This window comes from Syntrophotaleaceae bacterium, from assembly GCA_041390365.1.
GTDB lineage: Bacteria > Desulfobacterota > Desulfuromonadia > Desulfuromonadales > Syntrophotaleaceae > JAWKQB01.
On the sequence record JAWKQB010000003.1, the window covers coordinates 911,238 to 927,182 of the forward strand.

At 56.8% G+C, this 15,945-nt stretch carries 12 protein-coding genes; 10 read left to right on the forward strand and 2 right to left on the reverse strand.

Features of this window, described 5'->3' with window-relative positions; translation table 11 throughout:
- Window positions 1-160 precede the first annotated feature (160 nt).
- The 5 genes from R2940_16460 to R2940_16480 all read left to right on the forward strand — a co-directional run bounded on the left by R2940_16460 (window position 161) and on the right by R2940_16480 (window position 6,641).
- Complete coding sequence (locus R2940_16460; GenBank protein ID MEZ4601382.1) at window positions 161-3,034, forward strand: EAL domain-containing protein; 2,874 nt, start codon at window positions 161-163, stop codon at window positions 3,032-3,034.
- A 464-nt stretch (window positions 3,035-3,498) separates the two neighbouring features.
- Window positions 3,499-3,870, forward strand: coding sequence for a hypothetical protein (locus tag R2940_16465; protein ID MEZ4601383.1), 372 nt, complete (start codon window positions 3,499-3,501; stop codon window positions 3,868-3,870).
- A gap of 401 nt (window positions 3,871-4,271) precedes the next feature.
- Entirely contained in the window at window positions 4,272-5,435 is a 1,164-nt protein-coding gene (locus R2940_16470; protein MEZ4601384.1) for an iron-containing alcohol dehydrogenase, read from the forward strand.
- A gap of 52 nt (window positions 5,436-5,487) precedes the next feature.
- Entirely contained in the window at window positions 5,488-6,396 is a 909-nt protein-coding gene (locus tag R2940_16475) for a transporter (protein ID MEZ4601385.1), read from the forward strand.
- A 68-nt stretch (window positions 6,397-6,464) separates the two neighbouring features.
- Entirely contained in the window at window positions 6,465-6,641 is a 177-nt protein-coding gene (locus R2940_16480; protein MEZ4601386.1) for a hypothetical protein, read from the forward strand.
- 150 nt (window positions 6,642-6,791) lie between these two features.
- Here R2940_16480 and R2940_16485 read toward each other — a convergent pair whose 3' ends face one another.
- Window positions 6,792-7,397 carry an NUDIX domain-containing protein gene (locus tag R2940_16485; GenBank protein ID MEZ4601387.1) on the reverse strand — a complete coding sequence of 202 codons (606 nt, stop codon included), beginning with the start codon at window positions 7,395-7,397 and terminating at the stop codon, window positions 6,792-6,794.
- A gap of 404 nt (window positions 7,398-7,801) precedes the next feature.
- On the opposite strand from R2940_16485, the gene R2940_16490 reads away from it, so the two are divergent.
- Entirely contained in the window at window positions 7,802-9,127 is a 1,326-nt protein-coding gene (locus R2940_16490; GenBank protein ID MEZ4601388.1) for a DEAD/DEAH box helicase, read from the forward strand.
- A gap of 77 nt (window positions 9,128-9,204) precedes the next feature.
- On the opposite strand, the gene R2940_16495 is transcribed toward R2940_16490, so the two are convergent.
- The gene (locus tag R2940_16495; protein ID MEZ4601389.1) at window positions 9,205-10,272 is read right to left on the reverse strand and encodes a septal ring lytic transglycosylase RlpA family protein; all 1,068 of its coding nucleotides are present in this window, start codon (window positions 10,270-10,272) and stop codon (window positions 9,205-9,207) included.
- Between the two features lie 91 nt (window positions 10,273-10,363).
- On the opposite strand from R2940_16495, the gene R2940_16500 reads away from it, so the two are divergent.
- The 4 genes from R2940_16500 to R2940_16515 are packed head-to-tail and all read left to right on the forward strand — an operon-like array spanning window position 10,364 to window position 15,937.
- Window positions 10,364-11,041 (forward strand): PTS sugar transporter subunit IIA, encoded by a 678-nt coding sequence (locus tag R2940_16500; GenBank protein MEZ4601390.1) that lies wholly within the window; start codon window positions 10,364-10,366, stop codon window positions 11,039-11,041.
- Window positions 11,042-13,051: a proton-conducting transporter membrane subunit gene (locus tag R2940_16505; GenBank protein MEZ4601391.1), complete on the forward strand. Its 2,010-nt coding sequence runs from the start codon at window positions 11,042-11,044 to the stop codon at window positions 13,049-13,051.
- The gene (locus R2940_16510) at window positions 13,048-15,012 is read left to right on the forward strand and encodes a proton-conducting transporter membrane subunit (GenBank protein MEZ4601392.1); all 1,965 of its coding nucleotides are present in this window, start codon (window positions 13,048-13,050) and stop codon (window positions 15,010-15,012) included. Before R2940_16505 ends, R2940_16510 begins: the two co-directional genes overlap by 4 nt.
- A 13-nt stretch (window positions 15,013-15,025) precedes the next feature.
- Complete coding sequence (locus R2940_16515; GenBank protein ID MEZ4601393.1) at window positions 15,026-15,937, forward strand: NADH-quinone oxidoreductase subunit H; 912 nt, start codon at window positions 15,026-15,028, stop codon at window positions 15,935-15,937.
- The last annotated feature ends 8 nt before the right edge of the window (window positions 15,938-15,945 follow it).

A 15,945-nucleotide genomic window follows, 5' to 3' on the forward strand; every position in this document is an offset into this window, starting at 1 on the left:
AACTGGTCGGGCCTTTTTGCTGTCTTTCAGATAAGAGGCTTCGTTTTTTAGGAGAAGTAAGTGAAAACTCTTTTAAAGCAATGAGTTAATCGAATAATGCCTGGAAAAAAATTATCGTCCGGTATAGGATGCAAGCTTCATTAGAAGGAAAAGGCAGAACATGAAAAAAACGAACGTTAAGGATGATGTTTTTTCCGGTTTTGACTCCTGGAGGGTTTTTTTATATGCCGCACTCGCGGCGATACTGTTGCTGGTCTTCCTGGCGACCTCTCCCGTGAGTTTTACGACGATTTTTCTTGTCATAACGGCCGTCGGCCTGTTCGTTTTTTTTGTCTGGAACCAACGCGCCCTCTCTCTGCGAAGTCGGCAACTGCTTGAAAGTGAAAAGAGATACAGGCTTCTGATCGAACACAGCATTTCGGCCATTGCGGTCCACGAAATGATCCTGGACAGGGACGGCAGGCCGGAGGACTATGTTTTCCTCAGCGCCAATCCAGCTTTCGAGACCCATACCGGACTGAAAGTCGTCGACATACTTGGCCGACGCGTTACCGAAGTCCTGCCGGGTATCGAGAAGACACATACCCTGGAGACCTACGGGAGGGTGGTTCTTACCAGACAATCGATCAGCTTTGAAGAATATTCCGAGCTGCTGGGCAGATATTTCCTGGTTCACGCCTATCCCCTGGGAGAACTATGCTTTGCCACGGTGTTTACCGACATCACCGAGTCCAGGCGGGCCGAGCAGGAGATTCATCGCCAGAACAGCCTCATCACCTCCCTGCTGGACTCCATTCCCGACCTGATCTTCTTCAAGGATACCCAGGGCATCTATCTGGGCTGCAATCCCCAATTCGCCGAATTTGTCGGAAGGCCGAAGGAAGAGATTGTCGGAAAAACGGACTTCGACCTGTTCGACAAGGAGCTTGCGGAGTTTTTCCGGGAGAACGACAGGCGCATGCTGGAGCTGCGCTCTCATCGCCAGAATGAGGAATGGGTCAACTACCCGGACGGGCGCCGGGTGCTCCTGGATACCCTGAAAACCCCCTACTGGGGCCCGGACGGGGAGTTGATCGGTATCATCGGAGTCAGTCGCGACAACACCGCCCGCAAGCAGGCCGAAGAAGCACTGGAAAAGCGAATCGTTGCGCTGACGCGACCACTGGACGATACCACCGGAGTCACCTTCGAGGATCTGTTCAGTGTGAAGGAGATCCAGCAGTTGCAGGACGATTTCGCCCATGCTGCCGGCGTTGCCTCCATCATCACCCACCCCGACGGCACTCCCATTACGGCACCGAGCAACTTCTGCCGCCTGTGCAAAGACATTATCTGCAAAACAGCCAAGGGCCGAGCCATCTGCTGGCGCTCCAATGCCCTGTTGGGACAGCCCTCCAACCCGGGTCCGACCATACACAAGTGCCAAGGGGCCCTATTGTGGGAGGCGGGCTCGGCTCTCTCCGTAGGGGGACGCCACATCGCCAACTGGCTGGTCGGTCAGGTTCGGGATGTCACCCATGATGAAGAACAGATTCGCACTTATGCCCGGGAAATAGGGGCGGATGAAACCGCCACCGTCGAGGCCTTTCGAGAAGTGCCTTCCATGTCCCGCAACCAGTTCGAGAGGGTCGCACAAGCCCTGTATTCGGTGGCCAGGCAGTTGTCCAATTCGGCCTATCAGAATGTTCAGCAGGCCCGTTTCATAACCGAGCAGAAGAAATCGCAAAGGGAAATTTCCTATCTCGCCCATCATGATCAGCTGACCGGATTAGCGAATCGCCTGCTTTTCGCCGAGCGGTTTGAGCAGGAGGCAAAGCACGCCCTGCGTGCCCAAAAATGCCTTGCCATTTGCCTGCTTGATCTGGATAGCTTCAAGGCAGTCAACGACCTGCATGGACATCAGGCCGGCGATCGTCTGCTCTGTGAAGTGGCCAAGCGGCTTACCGACTCCGTACGGGCTACCGACCTGGTGTGCCGGATGGGAGGCGACGAATTCCTCATCCTGTTTACCGATCTGAAGGAAGCCGACGCGGTTAAAACACTTGTCAGGAAGGTCATGGCCTGTTTTACATCGGCATACTTGCTTGAAAACCATGTCCATTCAGTTTCGGCCAGTATGGGAGTCGCTGTTTTCCCCGAGGACGGCCGGGACCTGGCCACCCTCTTCAAACATGCCGATGCCGCCATGTATTTTGCCAAGGATTCAGGCCGCAACAATATCCAGTTTTTTCATGAGGAAATCAGCCAGAGGGTGCAGACTCGTCTCGAGCTCGAGAGGGAGCTGCGCAAGGCCCTGCAGGACGGGCATCTGGAATTGCACTACCAGCCCATCTGGCAGATGGCGGAAAAGCGCATGGTCGGAATGGAGGCCCTGCTGCGCTGGCCGCATCCCGAAAAAGGGATGATCTCTCCCTGCAGGTTTATCCCCGTCGCCGAGCAGTCGAACCTCATCCTCCTTTTGGGGGAGTGGGTCCTGCAAACGGCCTGCAGGGAGATGGCGGATTGGAGGGAAAAGGGGATGCCGATCCTGCCGGTTTCTGTTAATGTCTCCGCTCGCCAGCTTTTCCAGGAGGATTTTGCGATCTTTGTGAGAAACCTGCTCACAGAACACAATCTGTCCCCCGGTAATCTGACCCTGGAGGTGACGGAAAGCATATTCCTGGAAAAACAGACAACGGTCGAGGAGGTCATGAATAATATCAAAGGGATCGGAGTCGGACTGGCCCTGGATGATTTCGGTACCGGGTATTCCAGCCTGAGCTACCTCAGCCGATTCCGCATAGACAAACTGAAAATCGATCGCTCCTTCATAGAACACATCTGCCGGGACGAACAGGATGCGATCCTGGCCTCCGCCATTATTCATATGGCACAGAACCTCGGCATGCAAGTCATTGCCGAGGGCGTGGAAAATGCCGACCAGGAACGGTTTTTGGCAGAGCAGGGATGCGACCTGGCTCAGGGGTTTTTCTACTGCAGACCAAAGCCTCTGGCAGTGATACAGGAGATGTTCGAAAACGATCGAATTGCCTGATCTCCATGATATGGCCTCCTGCACCGCCAACTGTCTGGCGCCCGGTGGCCTCGCTGGCCGGCCATTTACGGAAGAGGCGCTGGTCTCACAGGAGTTTTTCGGCGATCCCCATTCGGCCATTGTCGACGCTTCCTCCACCTTGATGTTAAGTCGACCCATAGTCAAAGTTTTGGCATGGTAAGACAATAAATAGGACTTTTCGGCACGCCTAATCGATCTGTCCAGGCATCTGATCGAACCCGATCTTTAAGCATTTACACCCCTGCGCGACGGCTCTTTTTCTTGCAGGCGGCATTGATTACGGGTACCAGAGCATCGGCAGGAAGAGACATAAAGTTCGGGCATTATCCTCAGGTATGATAGTTGCAAAATCGTCTTGAAGGGTTATCGGGAATAAAATATTGACCAGCCGAAGCATGGCAGAGCGAGCGGGCAAAGTCACACTTGTTATATGCGATAAAAAAATGACTGAACAACAGAAACTCTTTTGCGCATCCAATTTCACCCAGACAGAAATTCAGCTGATCCTGGAGGCTTTTGAGGATATTTCCTCGGCCGGCCTGCAGCATTCGCGTTGGCCTTTGCCCGCCATCGCCAAAAAGGTTTTTCAGGCCATGAAGGGAAAAAACCTGGATTGGAAATGGAAGATCTGGAACAGTGTCGTCATGAGCAAAATCTATCGAATGTCCGAGGTCGAGACCCAAACGCTCAAGGACTTTCTTGTCGAATATAAAGAGGCCAGCGAAGACCAGAGGGAGCAGGCCCTGAAATTGTTTTCCAACCTGGGCGGAGATTTCAAACATTACCGCCTGACGGTACAATCTTCGGGAAGTTGAAAAATTTCCGCGCCACCTGATTCTACGAGTCCCGACATATCTCCCTCTGCACGATCTGCAACATTGCTTGCTTGTGCAAGAATTCTTGCTTTTGGCTTTTTCCAGGGTAATGCAGAAGTGAAAAACCATGTCATTTCAACATGATTTTTTCATTTTCTTCTCGCCTGCCTGCTTCCGCTCGCCCTGATTAGAAACTTGGTTGCCCAAATCCTTTCACCCCCCAGCATGCCGTCCGTTTCCTCTTTCATTTCTTAACATTCCGAAATGTCATTGGTTTTTCCCGGGATGACGCCTTGGCACAATAACTGCCCTGCTTATTGTCGACGGAAACCGTTTCCGTGCAATGATCCATCGCTCCCGCTTGACGGGACATACCAACCGCTACCCGGAAGGAGGAAATCATGTCAATGCCGTTGACCGTAGCCAGATTTCTGATGCCCCCTATATCGCTGATAGGGTGTGGAGCCTCAAAAACCACGGGTGATTACTTGAAAAAGTTCGGTGGCAAAAAGGCTCTGATCGTCACCGATAAGGGGCTGGAAAAAATCGGCGTGGCGGACCAGATCAAGAAGAACATCGAAGAGGCAGGACTTCAGGCGCTCATTTATCCTGGTGCCGAACCCAACCCGACCGATCTGAATGTGGCCGGGGGGGTGAAGGTCTACCAGGAAAACGGCTGCGACGCCATCGTATCCCTCGGCGGTGGCAGCTCCCACGACTGCGGCAAGGCGATCGGGATCGTTGTGACCAATGGCGGGAAAATCCATGATTACAAAGGCTTCGACACGGTCACCAAGCCGATGCCCCCCTTCATCGCCATCAACACTACGGCCGGTACGGGAAGCGAGGTAACGCCTGCGGCGGTCATCACCAACACGGGCAACAACGTAAAAATGGTGGTCTGGAGCATCAATGTCTCGGTCAACGTGGCGATCGATGACCCCGAACTGATGACCGGCATGCCCCCTGCTCTCACTGCCGCAACGGGCATGGATGCTCTCACACACGCGGTGGAGGCCTATGTTTCCATCGGCCACAACCCGAAAGCCGATGCACTGGCCCTCAAGGCTGTCGAGCTGATCTCCCAGTATCTGCGCAAGGCGGTCGCTTTCGGCCAGGATATTGAGGCACGGACCGGCATGGCGTATGCGGAGTATCTCGCTGGAGAAGCCTTTTCCAGTGCGGGTCTCGGCATTGCCCACTCTCTCGCCCATCAGCCCGGCAGCTTTATCGGCCTGCCCCACGGCGTCTGCAATGCCATCTTCCTGCCGCTGGTCTGCGAATTCAATATGAACGCCTGCCTGGAAAGGTATGCGGATGTTGCCAAAGCCATGGGGGAAAAGATCGACGGCTTGACCGTTCGTGAAGCCGCGCTCAAGGGAATAGCGGCCATCCGCACCCTGTCGGCCGATATCGGCATCCCCTCCGGGCTTGCCGAGTTGGGCATGAAGGAATCAGATATCCCCAACATGGCCGAATGGGCCATGAAGGAGGTCTGCACCCCCACCAACCCGCGGGTCACAACCGTGAAGGATATGATCGATCTTTATAAGAAGGCGATGTAACTCTTCCGTTCGGCGGGGCTTCCACAGGGGGCGCCCCGCCAGGATTGCTGCCATGAGAAGGTTTTCAGTCGGGACGGGAATGGAGGCAACCTTGATGAAGAGGCTTGGCGCGGTCGTGATGTTGTTGCTGGGACTGTCCTTTGGCGGTCCCTCATGGGGTGCGGATCCTCGGGATTATATTCCCTTGCCGCCCAAAACTTTTCTGTTCGTCACCTATCTGCAGCATATTTCAGGACACCGTTTCAAAATTGACGATGAAGTTATTTCCGACGATTTCAATCTCAGCCAGAATATCGTCATTTTTCGTCCGGTTTATTACACGACACTCGGACCTTTCGTCATTGATCCCCAGTGCCTGATCATCGCCGGGGAGGCCGAGCTCGACGGGGATCTGATTTCCGATACCTCGACCCAAGGCATCGCCGACCCTGTTGTGCTCATGACCACCTGGTTCATCAATCGGCCGGAAGACAAGCTCTGGCTGGGATGGACGCCCTATGTCACCGTGCCGATCGGTGAATACGACAAGAAGCGGGCGCTCAATCTGGGCTCCAACCGATGGGCATTGAAAAACGAACTCGGCATGATCAAGGGCTTCGGCAAGTTCTACCTGGATCTGATCGGTAATGTGACCATCTTCGGCGACAACGACGATTTCTGGACCGGGACGGACACAGTGACCCTGGAACAGGATGCACTTTTCGGCGCAGAAGTCCATCTGAGTTATGACATCAGTCCGCGCTGGTGGATCGGTTTGAGCTATTTCTACTCTAACGGCGGGGAAACGGAAGTTGATGGCATCGACCAGAATGACGACCAGGACAACCATGCGCTCATGTTCACCTCCGCCTTTGGCATCGGTGACCATTACCAGCTGTTGCTGCAGTACCGGGACGATTTCGGGGTCAAAAGCGGAGTCGAAACCAAAGCCATCCAGGTACGGTTCGCCTATTTCTTCTGATTGATTTAAAAACAGTATTATTTCACTTACAGGATTGCCGAACGAGAGATCATTCAAAGGAGTTTTCGATGAGAAGAATCGGGTATCTTGCAGTGCTGGCCCTGATAGCAGCCATCGTGGCCCTGGCTGCCTGCAACGGACCACGCCATCTTAAAAAAGGCGAGTCCCTGATCTGTCCGTCGTGTGGTGCCGAATTTACCTTGGAAGAGGCCCAAAAATACAAGGAGAACCAGCAGCAAAGATGATTGGGCGAGAGCCGATGAGGGGTGTTTTCTCTTTCAGCGAGGGGAAAACAGGTAGATCCATATTTGTCCTCCTTGAAATCAGGTTTTCAAGGAGGACATTTTTCCTGCAAAAGTTTGAACAGGCCGAAATGTCGGCGATGGGGAGTTGTTTCAGTAACTTCTCAGTTTGAATCTCAGCCACTGCAGGGCGATGATCGTGGAGGCGTTGATGATGCGGCCTTCGTCGAGGGCGGCGAAGGCATCTCCTGTCGGCAGGACCCGGACCATGATGTCCTCGCCTTCCTCCTCCACGCCGTGCACCATGCCGTCCATACCGGTCGAATCGATCTCGGCGAAGAAGAGTTCGATCTGTTCCGAACAGCCCCCCGGACTCAGATAGCAACGGCAGATCGGGATCAGCCGCTCCGGTGCCCGCCCGGCCTCTTCCAGGCATTCCCGCAGGGCGACGTCCGTTGCCGATTCCCCTTCCTTGACCATCCCGGCTACAATTTCCAGCATCCAGGGTCCCAGTTCATCCGTCAACGCCCCGACCCTGAACTGCTCCAGAAGCACGACCGCGTCCCTGTCCGGGTCGTAGAGCAAAACTCCCGCCGCATGCCCGCGCTCGGCCAGTTCCCTTGTCAAGGGCGGGCTCCAGCCGCCGTTGAAAAGTCGGTGTCGGAGGCCGAGGGTGCGGATTCGGAAGAATCCACTGTAACTTTTGTGGTTTTCCAGGATTTCGAAATCTTCTATGCCAAACAGATCAAATTTTTTCACTTTTCCTCCTGACTGCGGCGGCCGGGTCGTTTCCGAAAACGACGATTGGCAAAATATCATACTCGTCCGTTACGAAAAAACTTGTTTTTCCGGAAAATATCTGTAATATGCGTCGATCGGCTTCAACGCTCCCCGATGAGAACCTACGCTGACGAACGGTTTATCGCTTTCTCGGCGCCCTTCATCGATCTCTGACCCCCCTGCATCCAAAATTGCTGCAGCTTTTCAGGTTGGCGACAGGCGTTCATGCCCGACCTGTTGTGCTGTGACCGTCTTTGCCGGAGACACTGTTTGTCCCCGCCGTTCACATGCCCCATCAGTCCTGTATCCGTTCGAATTGTCAGGGAGAAGACATCCTTTTCCCATGGGCGAGTGCGTCCGGACAATCAGGGCAAGGAATATTTATGACTTTTGCAGAACTCAATCTCTCCGCTCCCCTCAACAAGGCCCTGTCCGTTTGCGGTTTCACCGCTCCGACGCCGATCCAGGCGCAGGCGATCCCTCCGGCGCTGGCCGGCAGGGACCTGATCGCCACCGCCCAGACCGGCACCGGCAAAACCGCCGCTTTCATGCTGCCGGCCCTGGAACGGCTGCAGCAGCGGGGCAAAAACGGCAAGGGCGCTCCGCGGGTCCTGGTGCTGGCGCCGACCCGTGAGCTGGCCGGCCAGGTCCTCGACGCCACCCGCAGCTTCGGCCGTTTCCTGAAGTTTACCAGTGCTTCACTGCTGGGAGGGATGTCTTATCAGGGGCAGTTCCAGGCCCTGGGCAAGCCCCTCGACCTGGTGGTCGCGACCCCCGGTCGCCTGATCGATCACCTGGACCGGGGCAGCATCGACCTGTCCCGGGTGGAGGTGCTGGTGCTGGACGAGGCCGACCGGATGCTCGACATGGGCTTCAAGGAGGATGTGGAGAAGATCACCGCCGCCACCCCCGCCGGCCGGCAGACCCTGCTGTTTACCGCGACCATGGACCGGGCCATGACCGAACTGGCCATGGGACTGCTCAAGGACCCGGTGCGCATTGCCGTCGCCCAGGAAAAGATCACGGCCGAGAACATCGAGCATCGCCTCCACGTGGCCGACAACCTTCAGCACAAGCAGCGCCTGCTGCACCATCTGGCGGCCGATGCCGAGCTGCGTCAGGCAATCATCTTTTCCGCCACCAAGCGCAATGCCGACACCCTGGCCCGCGAGCTTTCCTTGCAGGGGCACCGTACCGCGGCCCTGCACGGGGACATGTCCCAGGGGGCGCGCAACCGTACGATCCGGGATCTGCGCAGCGGGCGCATCCGCCTGCTGGTGGCCACCGACGTCGCCGCCCGCGGTCTCGATGTGGCCGGCATCAGCCATGTCATCAATTTCGATCTGCCGAAATTTGCCGAGGACTATGTCCACCGCATCGGCCGGACCGGCAGGGCCGGGGCGGCCGGCATCGCCATATCCTTCGTTTCCGGCGAGGATCTGGAGGCTCTGAAGAAGATTCAGCGCTACATCGGCCGCGAATTGCCCCGCGAGGTCATCTCCGGCCTCGAACCGACCCGCAACCTGGAACTTCGCTCGGAAAAATCGGGCCGCCGGGTCGGGGCAGGACCAAAAAAGTTTGGGAAAAAGCCCAACAGTGCCGGCAAGAGCGGCTGGAAACAGGAACGATCCGGAGCTGCCAAAGGTAAAACCGGCAGGCCTGGAAGGAAGGTTGGCGGGTCACCTGCCATTGAATACCGAAGCAGGTGATTTTCCGGAATCAGGACAATAAAAAAGAGGGCTCAGCGAAACGGCGAGCCCTCTTTTTTATTGTCGATTTTTCAGTATCAAGCCCTTTTCGTAAAGCCTTCAAGAACAATGAGGGAATTGGGGAACCCCATGGACGCAAGTCTCAGCCTGGCGTTTTCAGCCTCGGGGCGGCTGGAAAAATTCTTGAGGCGGACACAGTAAAAATTCCTTCCTTCTACCATCGAGTTCTCCATAATCGCATCAGGAAACCCCAATCTCACCCGAGAAAGCAGTAATCCTGCTGCAGCACGGCTTTCAAAGGCCCCAACCTGAATTAAATACCTTGGATTTACCTCCTGCGCCCGGAATTCGCCGGCTCTCGGTCCCGATCCCGCGATCGTTTCCAAAGGATCATAGGGAGGACTGGAAGCGCCGAGGGGTAATGGTCGGGTCGACTTTTGGCCTTCGTTCCCCGTTTTCATTATATAGCCGAGCGCCTCGATCCGGACGGAAGCGGTCCCTCGGTCATAATAGCCCAACATTCTGGCCGCGGCACGAGACAGGTCAAGAACTCGATCCTTCACGTAGGGTCCCCGGTCATTGATCCGTAAAAGCAGCTTTTTTCCGTTTTCGAGATTGGTTACCCGGATGTGAATCCCGAGGGGCAGGGTTTTGTGAGCTGCGGTGAGCTCGTCCATATCGTAAACTTCCCCATTGGAAGTTTTCTTGCCATGAAACTCAGACCCGTACCAGCTCGCGATCCCTTCCTGCACAAAACCCGTACAGTTGGCTATCGGCTGGAAGAAGCGGCCATTAAGCTCATAGGGTTTCATCCAGATTTCCCCATGACTTTCAACCAAACAGCTGAACCTGGGATTTTCTAAAGAAGTGCCGCTTTTTGCGGTGTCAGCAGGTTCCGGAAAATGGACAGAGGCCGGATCGAATTCGCTCCTGATGGCAATGGAACCGTGATCCGAACTCGGCAGGCACCCACCGACAAGGAACAGTGACAGGAAAAATGGCAGTAAAAGAAATTTCATTGTTTTTCCTTCTAGAAGGTTGCCGCTCAATAATAACCGCAACCGACGATAATGAAAAGCAGAAATCAGTCCCTGGACCGGTCCTCCCGCCTCGGTGCATTGGCGTCCTGGTCTTTTTTCAGGCATCGTCTTACAGCCTATTGACATCTGACCCGAAGTTGCCGTAGTGTCCACAAATGTCCAAATGACAGGCAAACATGACATGCTCGGGGGATAGATGAACCTTTCGGTTAAAGATGCGGCCCGGATTCTCTCTGTTTCTGAAAAGACGATTTATCGTTGGATCAAACAGGAGATTATTCCCGCCTACAAAGTCCATGAAACCTATCGTTTTACCCGCGCCGAGCTGCTCGAATGGGCAACATCCCGACGTATGGGCATTTCACCGGAGGCCCTTGCCGATCCGGAGGGTGACAGCACCCCCTTGCCGACCCTTACCGAGGCTATGGAAGCGGGTGGGGTCTTTTATCGTATCGAGGGCCAAACTCGGGAAGACGTTCTCACCGATGTCGTTGCTCATCTGCGGCTCCCTGAGGAGGTCGATCGGGAATACCTGCGCCGGGTACTGATTGCCCGGGAAAAGCTTGCGTCAACCGGAATTGGCGAGGGGATAGCCATCCCTCATCCCAGAAATCCGGTACTGCTGCACGTCACCCGCCCAACGGTGACCCTCTGCTTTCTGGAACGTCCTGTCGATTTCCGGTCTCTTGACGGCCGGCCGGTGCAGACGCTCTTCACCCTGATTTCACCTACTGTACGGTCTCATCTTCATATGCTCTCGCGGTTGGGATACCTCCTAAAAGACCAGTCTTTCCGCCAGGCTCTGGATACCCAGGAAAGCCGGGAAACCTTGTTCTCCTCACTACGCAAGGCTGAAGAAAGGTTGGCTCGCTAGATGTCTCCCGAACTGTTTTTGGTTGGTTTGGCCATAATCATGGCCGGCGGAATCGGAGCATTGCTGGCCGGCCGGGTCTCCCGAGCGGCCTCCCGATGGGCGGCCGGTTGCACCCTGATCGGTTCTTTCCTCGGCCTGACCGAGGCGCTGCATGTGCTTACAAGCGGTAGCACGCTGCATTTATCGATACCTGGGCCCCTCCCCGAAGGCGACATGGCCTTGGCCCTCGATCCCCTGAGCGCCTGCTTTTTGTTGCCGGTTTTTCTGCTGGCCGCCCTGTGTGCTGTTTTTGGTACGTCTTATCTCGCCGAGGAAGAGGAGTCCCGTAACCTCGGACCCCACTGGTTTTTCTATTGTGGCCTGGTGGTATCTATGGCCCTGGTTTTGACGGCCGCCAATGGTCTGCTGTTCCTGGCGGTCTGGGAATTGATGTCGCTGGCCAGCTTTTTTCTGGTGGCTTATGAAAATCGCCGGACGGAGGTCGTCCGGGCTGCCTGGATCTATCTGATTGCCTGCCATTTGGGAAGCGCCTTTCTTTTCGCTCTTTTTCTGCTGGCCGGAAATTTCTGCGGTAGCTTGCAATTCGCCGATTTTGTCCGGCTTGGAGGCGTCTCACCCGGATTCGCCCTGCTGCTTTTCCTGCTCTGCCTTGTTGGTTTCGGCACTAAGGCCGGCCTGTTCCCCCTGCATGTCTGGCTTCCCGATGCCCATCCCGCCGCTCCAAGTCACGTATCGGCGCTGATGTCGGGAGCTATGGTGAAAACGGGTATTTACGGTATTTTGCGAATATCAACACTGCTCCCCCTGCCGCCTGCCTGGCTGGGTCTGTCGGTGGCCTTTCTTGGGATTCTTGGAGCGCTTTACGGTATCCTTTTGGCCGCGGTCCAGTCCGATATCAAGCGCTGTCTGGCTTATTCAACAGTGGAAAACGTCGGCATCATCTTTGTCGGTATCGGAGCCGGCATGTATGGCCTGGCTCGGCACCAGGAAGGGATCGCCATGCTCGGTTTTGCTGGAGCTCTGTTGCATGTCTGGAACCATGCCCTGTTCAAAGGATTGATGTTTCTCGGTGCCGGAAGCCTGTCGCATGGGGCAGGCACCCGCGATATGAACCGTATGGGCGGATTGCTGCGGCGTATGCCTGTTACCGGAGGGCTTCTGGTGGGCGGAAGTTTGGCCATCGCCGCCCTTCCGCCTCTCAATGGTCTTGTCGGCGAATGGCTGATCTATCTCGGACTCTTACGCACAGGCTTGGCGGGCGACGGGTTTGCAGGCCTGCTGCCGCTGGTGCTGGCGGTCCTGCTTGCGGTTACCGGTGCACTTGCAGTTGTGGTTTTCACCCGCCTGGCCGGGGTGGCCCTGCTCGGAGAGCCCCGTTCAGACCGGGCAGCAGCAGCCCATGAAGCACCGACTGCGATGTCTCTGCCGATGAAGGTTCTGCTCCTGGGCTGTTTGGCGGTCGGCCTTGCACCGCAGGCTGCAGTCCGGTTACTGACCGCGCCCCTCGTTGCCCTGACTGGAGCAGGAGTCGGGGAGCTTGCCGCCCATTTGAGGGTTGTGGCCAATCTCGGTCTGGCTGCCCTGGTCATCCTGCTCGGTCTGGCCCTGGTTTTCGGACTGCTGTTATGGTTGTGCCGGATGCGGCCTGCGGGGCGGTCTGGCACCTGGGGGTGTGGTTTCTCCTTCCCCTCAGCGCGCATGGCCTATACGGCCGGCAGTTATGCCGAACTGACACAGAATCACCTGGTGCCTGCGCCCTTGCGTTCAAAACCGGTATCCACGGCGCCCGAGGGATTGTTTCCGGCTGCGGGTCGTCTCGTGTTCGATTCACTGGATCCGATTCTGGATCGGATGTTCCAACCGTTTTTTCGGCGCTTCGCCGACCGGATCGTACGGCTGCGCTGGCTGCAACAGGGGAAACTCCCCATTTACCTGTTGTATATTTTCGCCGCCTGCGCACTCCTGATCGCCTGGAGCGTGCTTGAGGGGAGGGGGTGGAGGCTGGGATGATATCCTGGATCGTCATCAGTACACTGCTGATAGCCCTGTCAGGGGTTCCCGGGCTGTTTCTGGCCCGTAGCCGCAGCGGGGGCGAAATCTTGTCAGGGCTGCTGGTTCTGGCCGGGGTCGGGGCAGGATTGGCCGGTGTTCTGAAAGGTCTGCACAGGGCAGGGGAGACCACCCTTGAGTTTCCCTGGTCGATTCCGGGTGGGGCACTGGTGCTGAGTCTGGACGGACTGTCCATGCTTTTTCTGTTGCCCCTCTTTCTTGTCGTAGGCTGCGGCGCGCTGTACGGTTTCGGCTATTGGCCACAAAGAAAGCACCCCGACAACGGTCGCAGGCTGCGGCTCTTTTATGGTCTGATCAGCGCAGCCATGATTACGCTGCTGACCGCCCGCAACGGTCTGCTGTTTCTGCTGGCCTGGGAAATAATGGCCCTCTCCGGGTTTTTCCTGGTAACCACCGAGGAGGACAAAGCTGAGGCCCGTCGGGCCGGCTATGTTTATCTTGCGGCAACCCATACCGGAACTTTGGCGCTTTTCGCCATGTTCGTCCTGCTGGACCAGGGTGCGGGCGCCTTCGGTTTCCCGGTGGCCGGTTCAGTGCCGTTCCAGGGGTCGGCGGTTTTTTTGTTCGGTTTGTTCGGTTTCGGTCTCAAGGCCGGTTTGATTCCGCTCCACATCTGGCTGCCGGGCGCTCACGCCGCTGCCCCGAGTCACGCTTCAGCCCTGCTTTCCGGGGTGATGATCAAAACCGGCATTTACGGCCTGGTGCGATTAACATCCTTTTTTGCTGTCATTCCTCCCTGGTGGGGTTGGACGGTGCTGATGCTTGGCGTGCTTTCCGGCATTTTCGGAGTGGTTTTTGCCCTGGCCCAGCACGATATCAAGCGCCTGCTCGCCTATCACAGCGTGGAGAACATCGGCATCATCGCCCTCGGCCTGGGACTGGCCCTGCTGGGCCGCAGCTATGACCTGCCGGCTTTGACCCTCCTGGGGATGGCGGGTGCGCTGCTGCATGTCGTCAATCATGGTCTGTTCAAGTCGCTGCTTTTTTTGAGTGCCGGCTCGGTTATACATGCCGTCGGTACCCGGGAGATCGATCGATACGGCGGGATTTTGCGACGCCAGCCACTGACCGCACTGTTTTTTCTGGGCGGTGCCGTGGCCATCTGCGGTCTGCCCCCGCTCAACGGCTTCGTCAGCGAATGGCTGATCTATCTCGGCTCTTTTGCAGCCCTTGAGAGTAAAGAACTGATGGTTGTGCTGGCCGTCCTGGTCGCTCCGGCGCTTGCCCTGATCGGCGGCCTGGCCCTGGCCTGCTTCGTCAAGGTTTTCGGTATAACCTTTCTTGGCGAAGCGCGAACCATGGAAGCCTCAACGGCCCATGAATCGACGTTCTCCATGCTCCTGGCGATGGCGCCGCTGCTGGCGGCCTGTACCTGGATCGGCCTTTTTCCCAGCACCGTTGCAGGGCTGCTTGAAAATGCGGTCAGGTCCTGGAATCCGGCTCTCTCAACGGTGGCTCTGACTGCCCCCCTCGCGCCTGTGCCGATGATCGGCGTGATGGGACTGATTCTGCTGGCGGCACTGGTGCTGGTCGGATTCTGGCTCGGTATCCTGAGCCGAAAGGGAGCTGAGGAGAGCGCCACCTGGGGATGCGGGTATGCCCAGCCGACGGTTCGCATGCAATATACCGCCTCATCTTTCGCCGACGGCCTGGTCCGACTGTTCCGGTTCGGGCTCTGGACCGAGCGCAGCGGCGACAGGGTCGATGGAATTTTTCCGAGAGTCAACGGTTTTCACAGTCAGACTCCGGACACGGTGCTGGACCGGGGGCTGTTCCCCGGCTTCCGGTTGGCAGGGCAGGCCTTTGTCTGGCTCCGATCCCGGGTCCAAAACGGCAAGACAGCACGTTATCTGCTCTACGTGGCACTGACGGTTGTATTTCTGCTTCTGATCAGAATTTGACGAGGTTCCGGTAATGATCGTCCGAATAGTTCTTCATTTGGCTCTGCTGCTCCTGTTCGCTCCCATGCTGCAGGGGGTGATCACCAAGACCAAGGCACTGTTTGCCGGCCGAATCGGGGCACCCCTGCTGCAGCCATACCGGGATTTGGCCAAGCTGTGGCGCAAGGGGTTTGTCTTCAGCCGTACCACAACCTGGGTTTTTCTTGCCGGACCTGTCGTCGGGCTGGTGGTGCCCGTACTTGCGTCCCTGCTGATCCCCTTCGGCGCTTTGCGAGCCCCGATATCCTTCGAGGGAGATCTGATCCTTTTCGTTTATCTTTTCGCTCTGTCGCGTTTTTTCACCGCGGCTGCGGCTCTGGACACGGGTTCCAGCTTTGAGGGGATGGGGGCGGCCCGGGAAGTCACCTTCTCCTGCCTGGCCGAACCGACCCTGCTGTTCGCCTTGATCGTACTTGCCCGCCTGGCTGGCAGTTTGTCCCTGGACCAGTTGCTGGGACCCCATCTGGCTGCCGCCTGGGGACCGGCGGCTGCTTCACTGGGGCTGATCGTCGTCTGTCTGATCGTGGTACTGCTGGTGGAGAATTCCCGCATCCCCTTCGATGACCCCAACACCCACCTGGAACTGACCATGATCCATGAGGTCATGGTTCTCGATCACAGCGGGCCTGCTCTGGGGATGATTCTCTATGGCGCCGCTCTAAAACTGATGGTCATGGGCGCCCTGGTGGTGCGCCTGGTGCTCCCCTGGCAGACCGGTTTCATGAGGCTCGATGCATTGATTTTCCTGGGAGGCATGCTGCTCCTGGCTGTTCTGATCGGGGTCGTTGAATCGGTAATGGCCCGCCTGCGGCTGGTACGGATCCCCCAACTTCTGATCGGCACCACCCTGATTTCAGCCTTTGCACTGGTGCTGGTGCTGCGCTGAGTGTGACG

Excerpts from the sequence above, each read along its gene's own strand:
- R2940_16460 (MEZ4601382.1), top strand. The coding sequence starts at position 161 with ATGAAAAAAACGAACGTTAAGGATGATGTTTTTTCCGGTTTTGACTCC.
- R2940_16465 (MEZ4601383.1), top strand. The coding sequence starts at position 3,499 with ATGACTGAACAACAGAAACTCTTTTGCGCATCCAATTTCACCCAGACA.
- R2940_16470 (MEZ4601384.1), top strand. The coding sequence starts at position 4,272 with ATGTCAATGCCGTTGACCGTAGCCAGATTTCTGATGCCCCCTATATCG.
- R2940_16475 (MEZ4601385.1), top strand. The coding sequence starts at position 5,488 with ATGAGAAGGTTTTCAGTCGGGACGGGAATGGAGGCAACCTTGATGAAG.
- R2940_16480 (MEZ4601386.1), top strand. The coding sequence starts at position 6,465 with ATGAGAAGAATCGGGTATCTTGCAGTGCTGGCCCTGATAGCAGCCATC.
- R2940_16490 (MEZ4601388.1), top strand. The coding sequence starts at position 7,802 with ATGACTTTTGCAGAACTCAATCTCTCCGCTCCCCTCAACAAGGCCCTG.
- R2940_16495 (MEZ4601389.1), bottom strand. The coding sequence starts at position 10,272 with ATGCCTGAAAAAAGACCAGGACGCCAATGCACCGAGGCGGGAGGACCG.
- R2940_16500 (MEZ4601390.1), top strand. The coding sequence starts at position 10,364 with ATGAACCTTTCGGTTAAAGATGCGGCCCGGATTCTCTCTGTTTCTGAA.
- R2940_16505 (MEZ4601391.1), top strand. The coding sequence starts at position 11,042 with ATGTCTCCCGAACTGTTTTTGGTTGGTTTGGCCATAATCATGGCCGGC.
- R2940_16510 (MEZ4601392.1), top strand. The coding sequence starts at position 13,048 with ATGATATCCTGGATCGTCATCAGTACACTGCTGATAGCCCTGTCAGGG.
- R2940_16515 (MEZ4601393.1), top strand. The coding sequence starts at position 15,026 with ATGATCGTCCGAATAGTTCTTCATTTGGCTCTGCTGCTCCTGTTCGCT.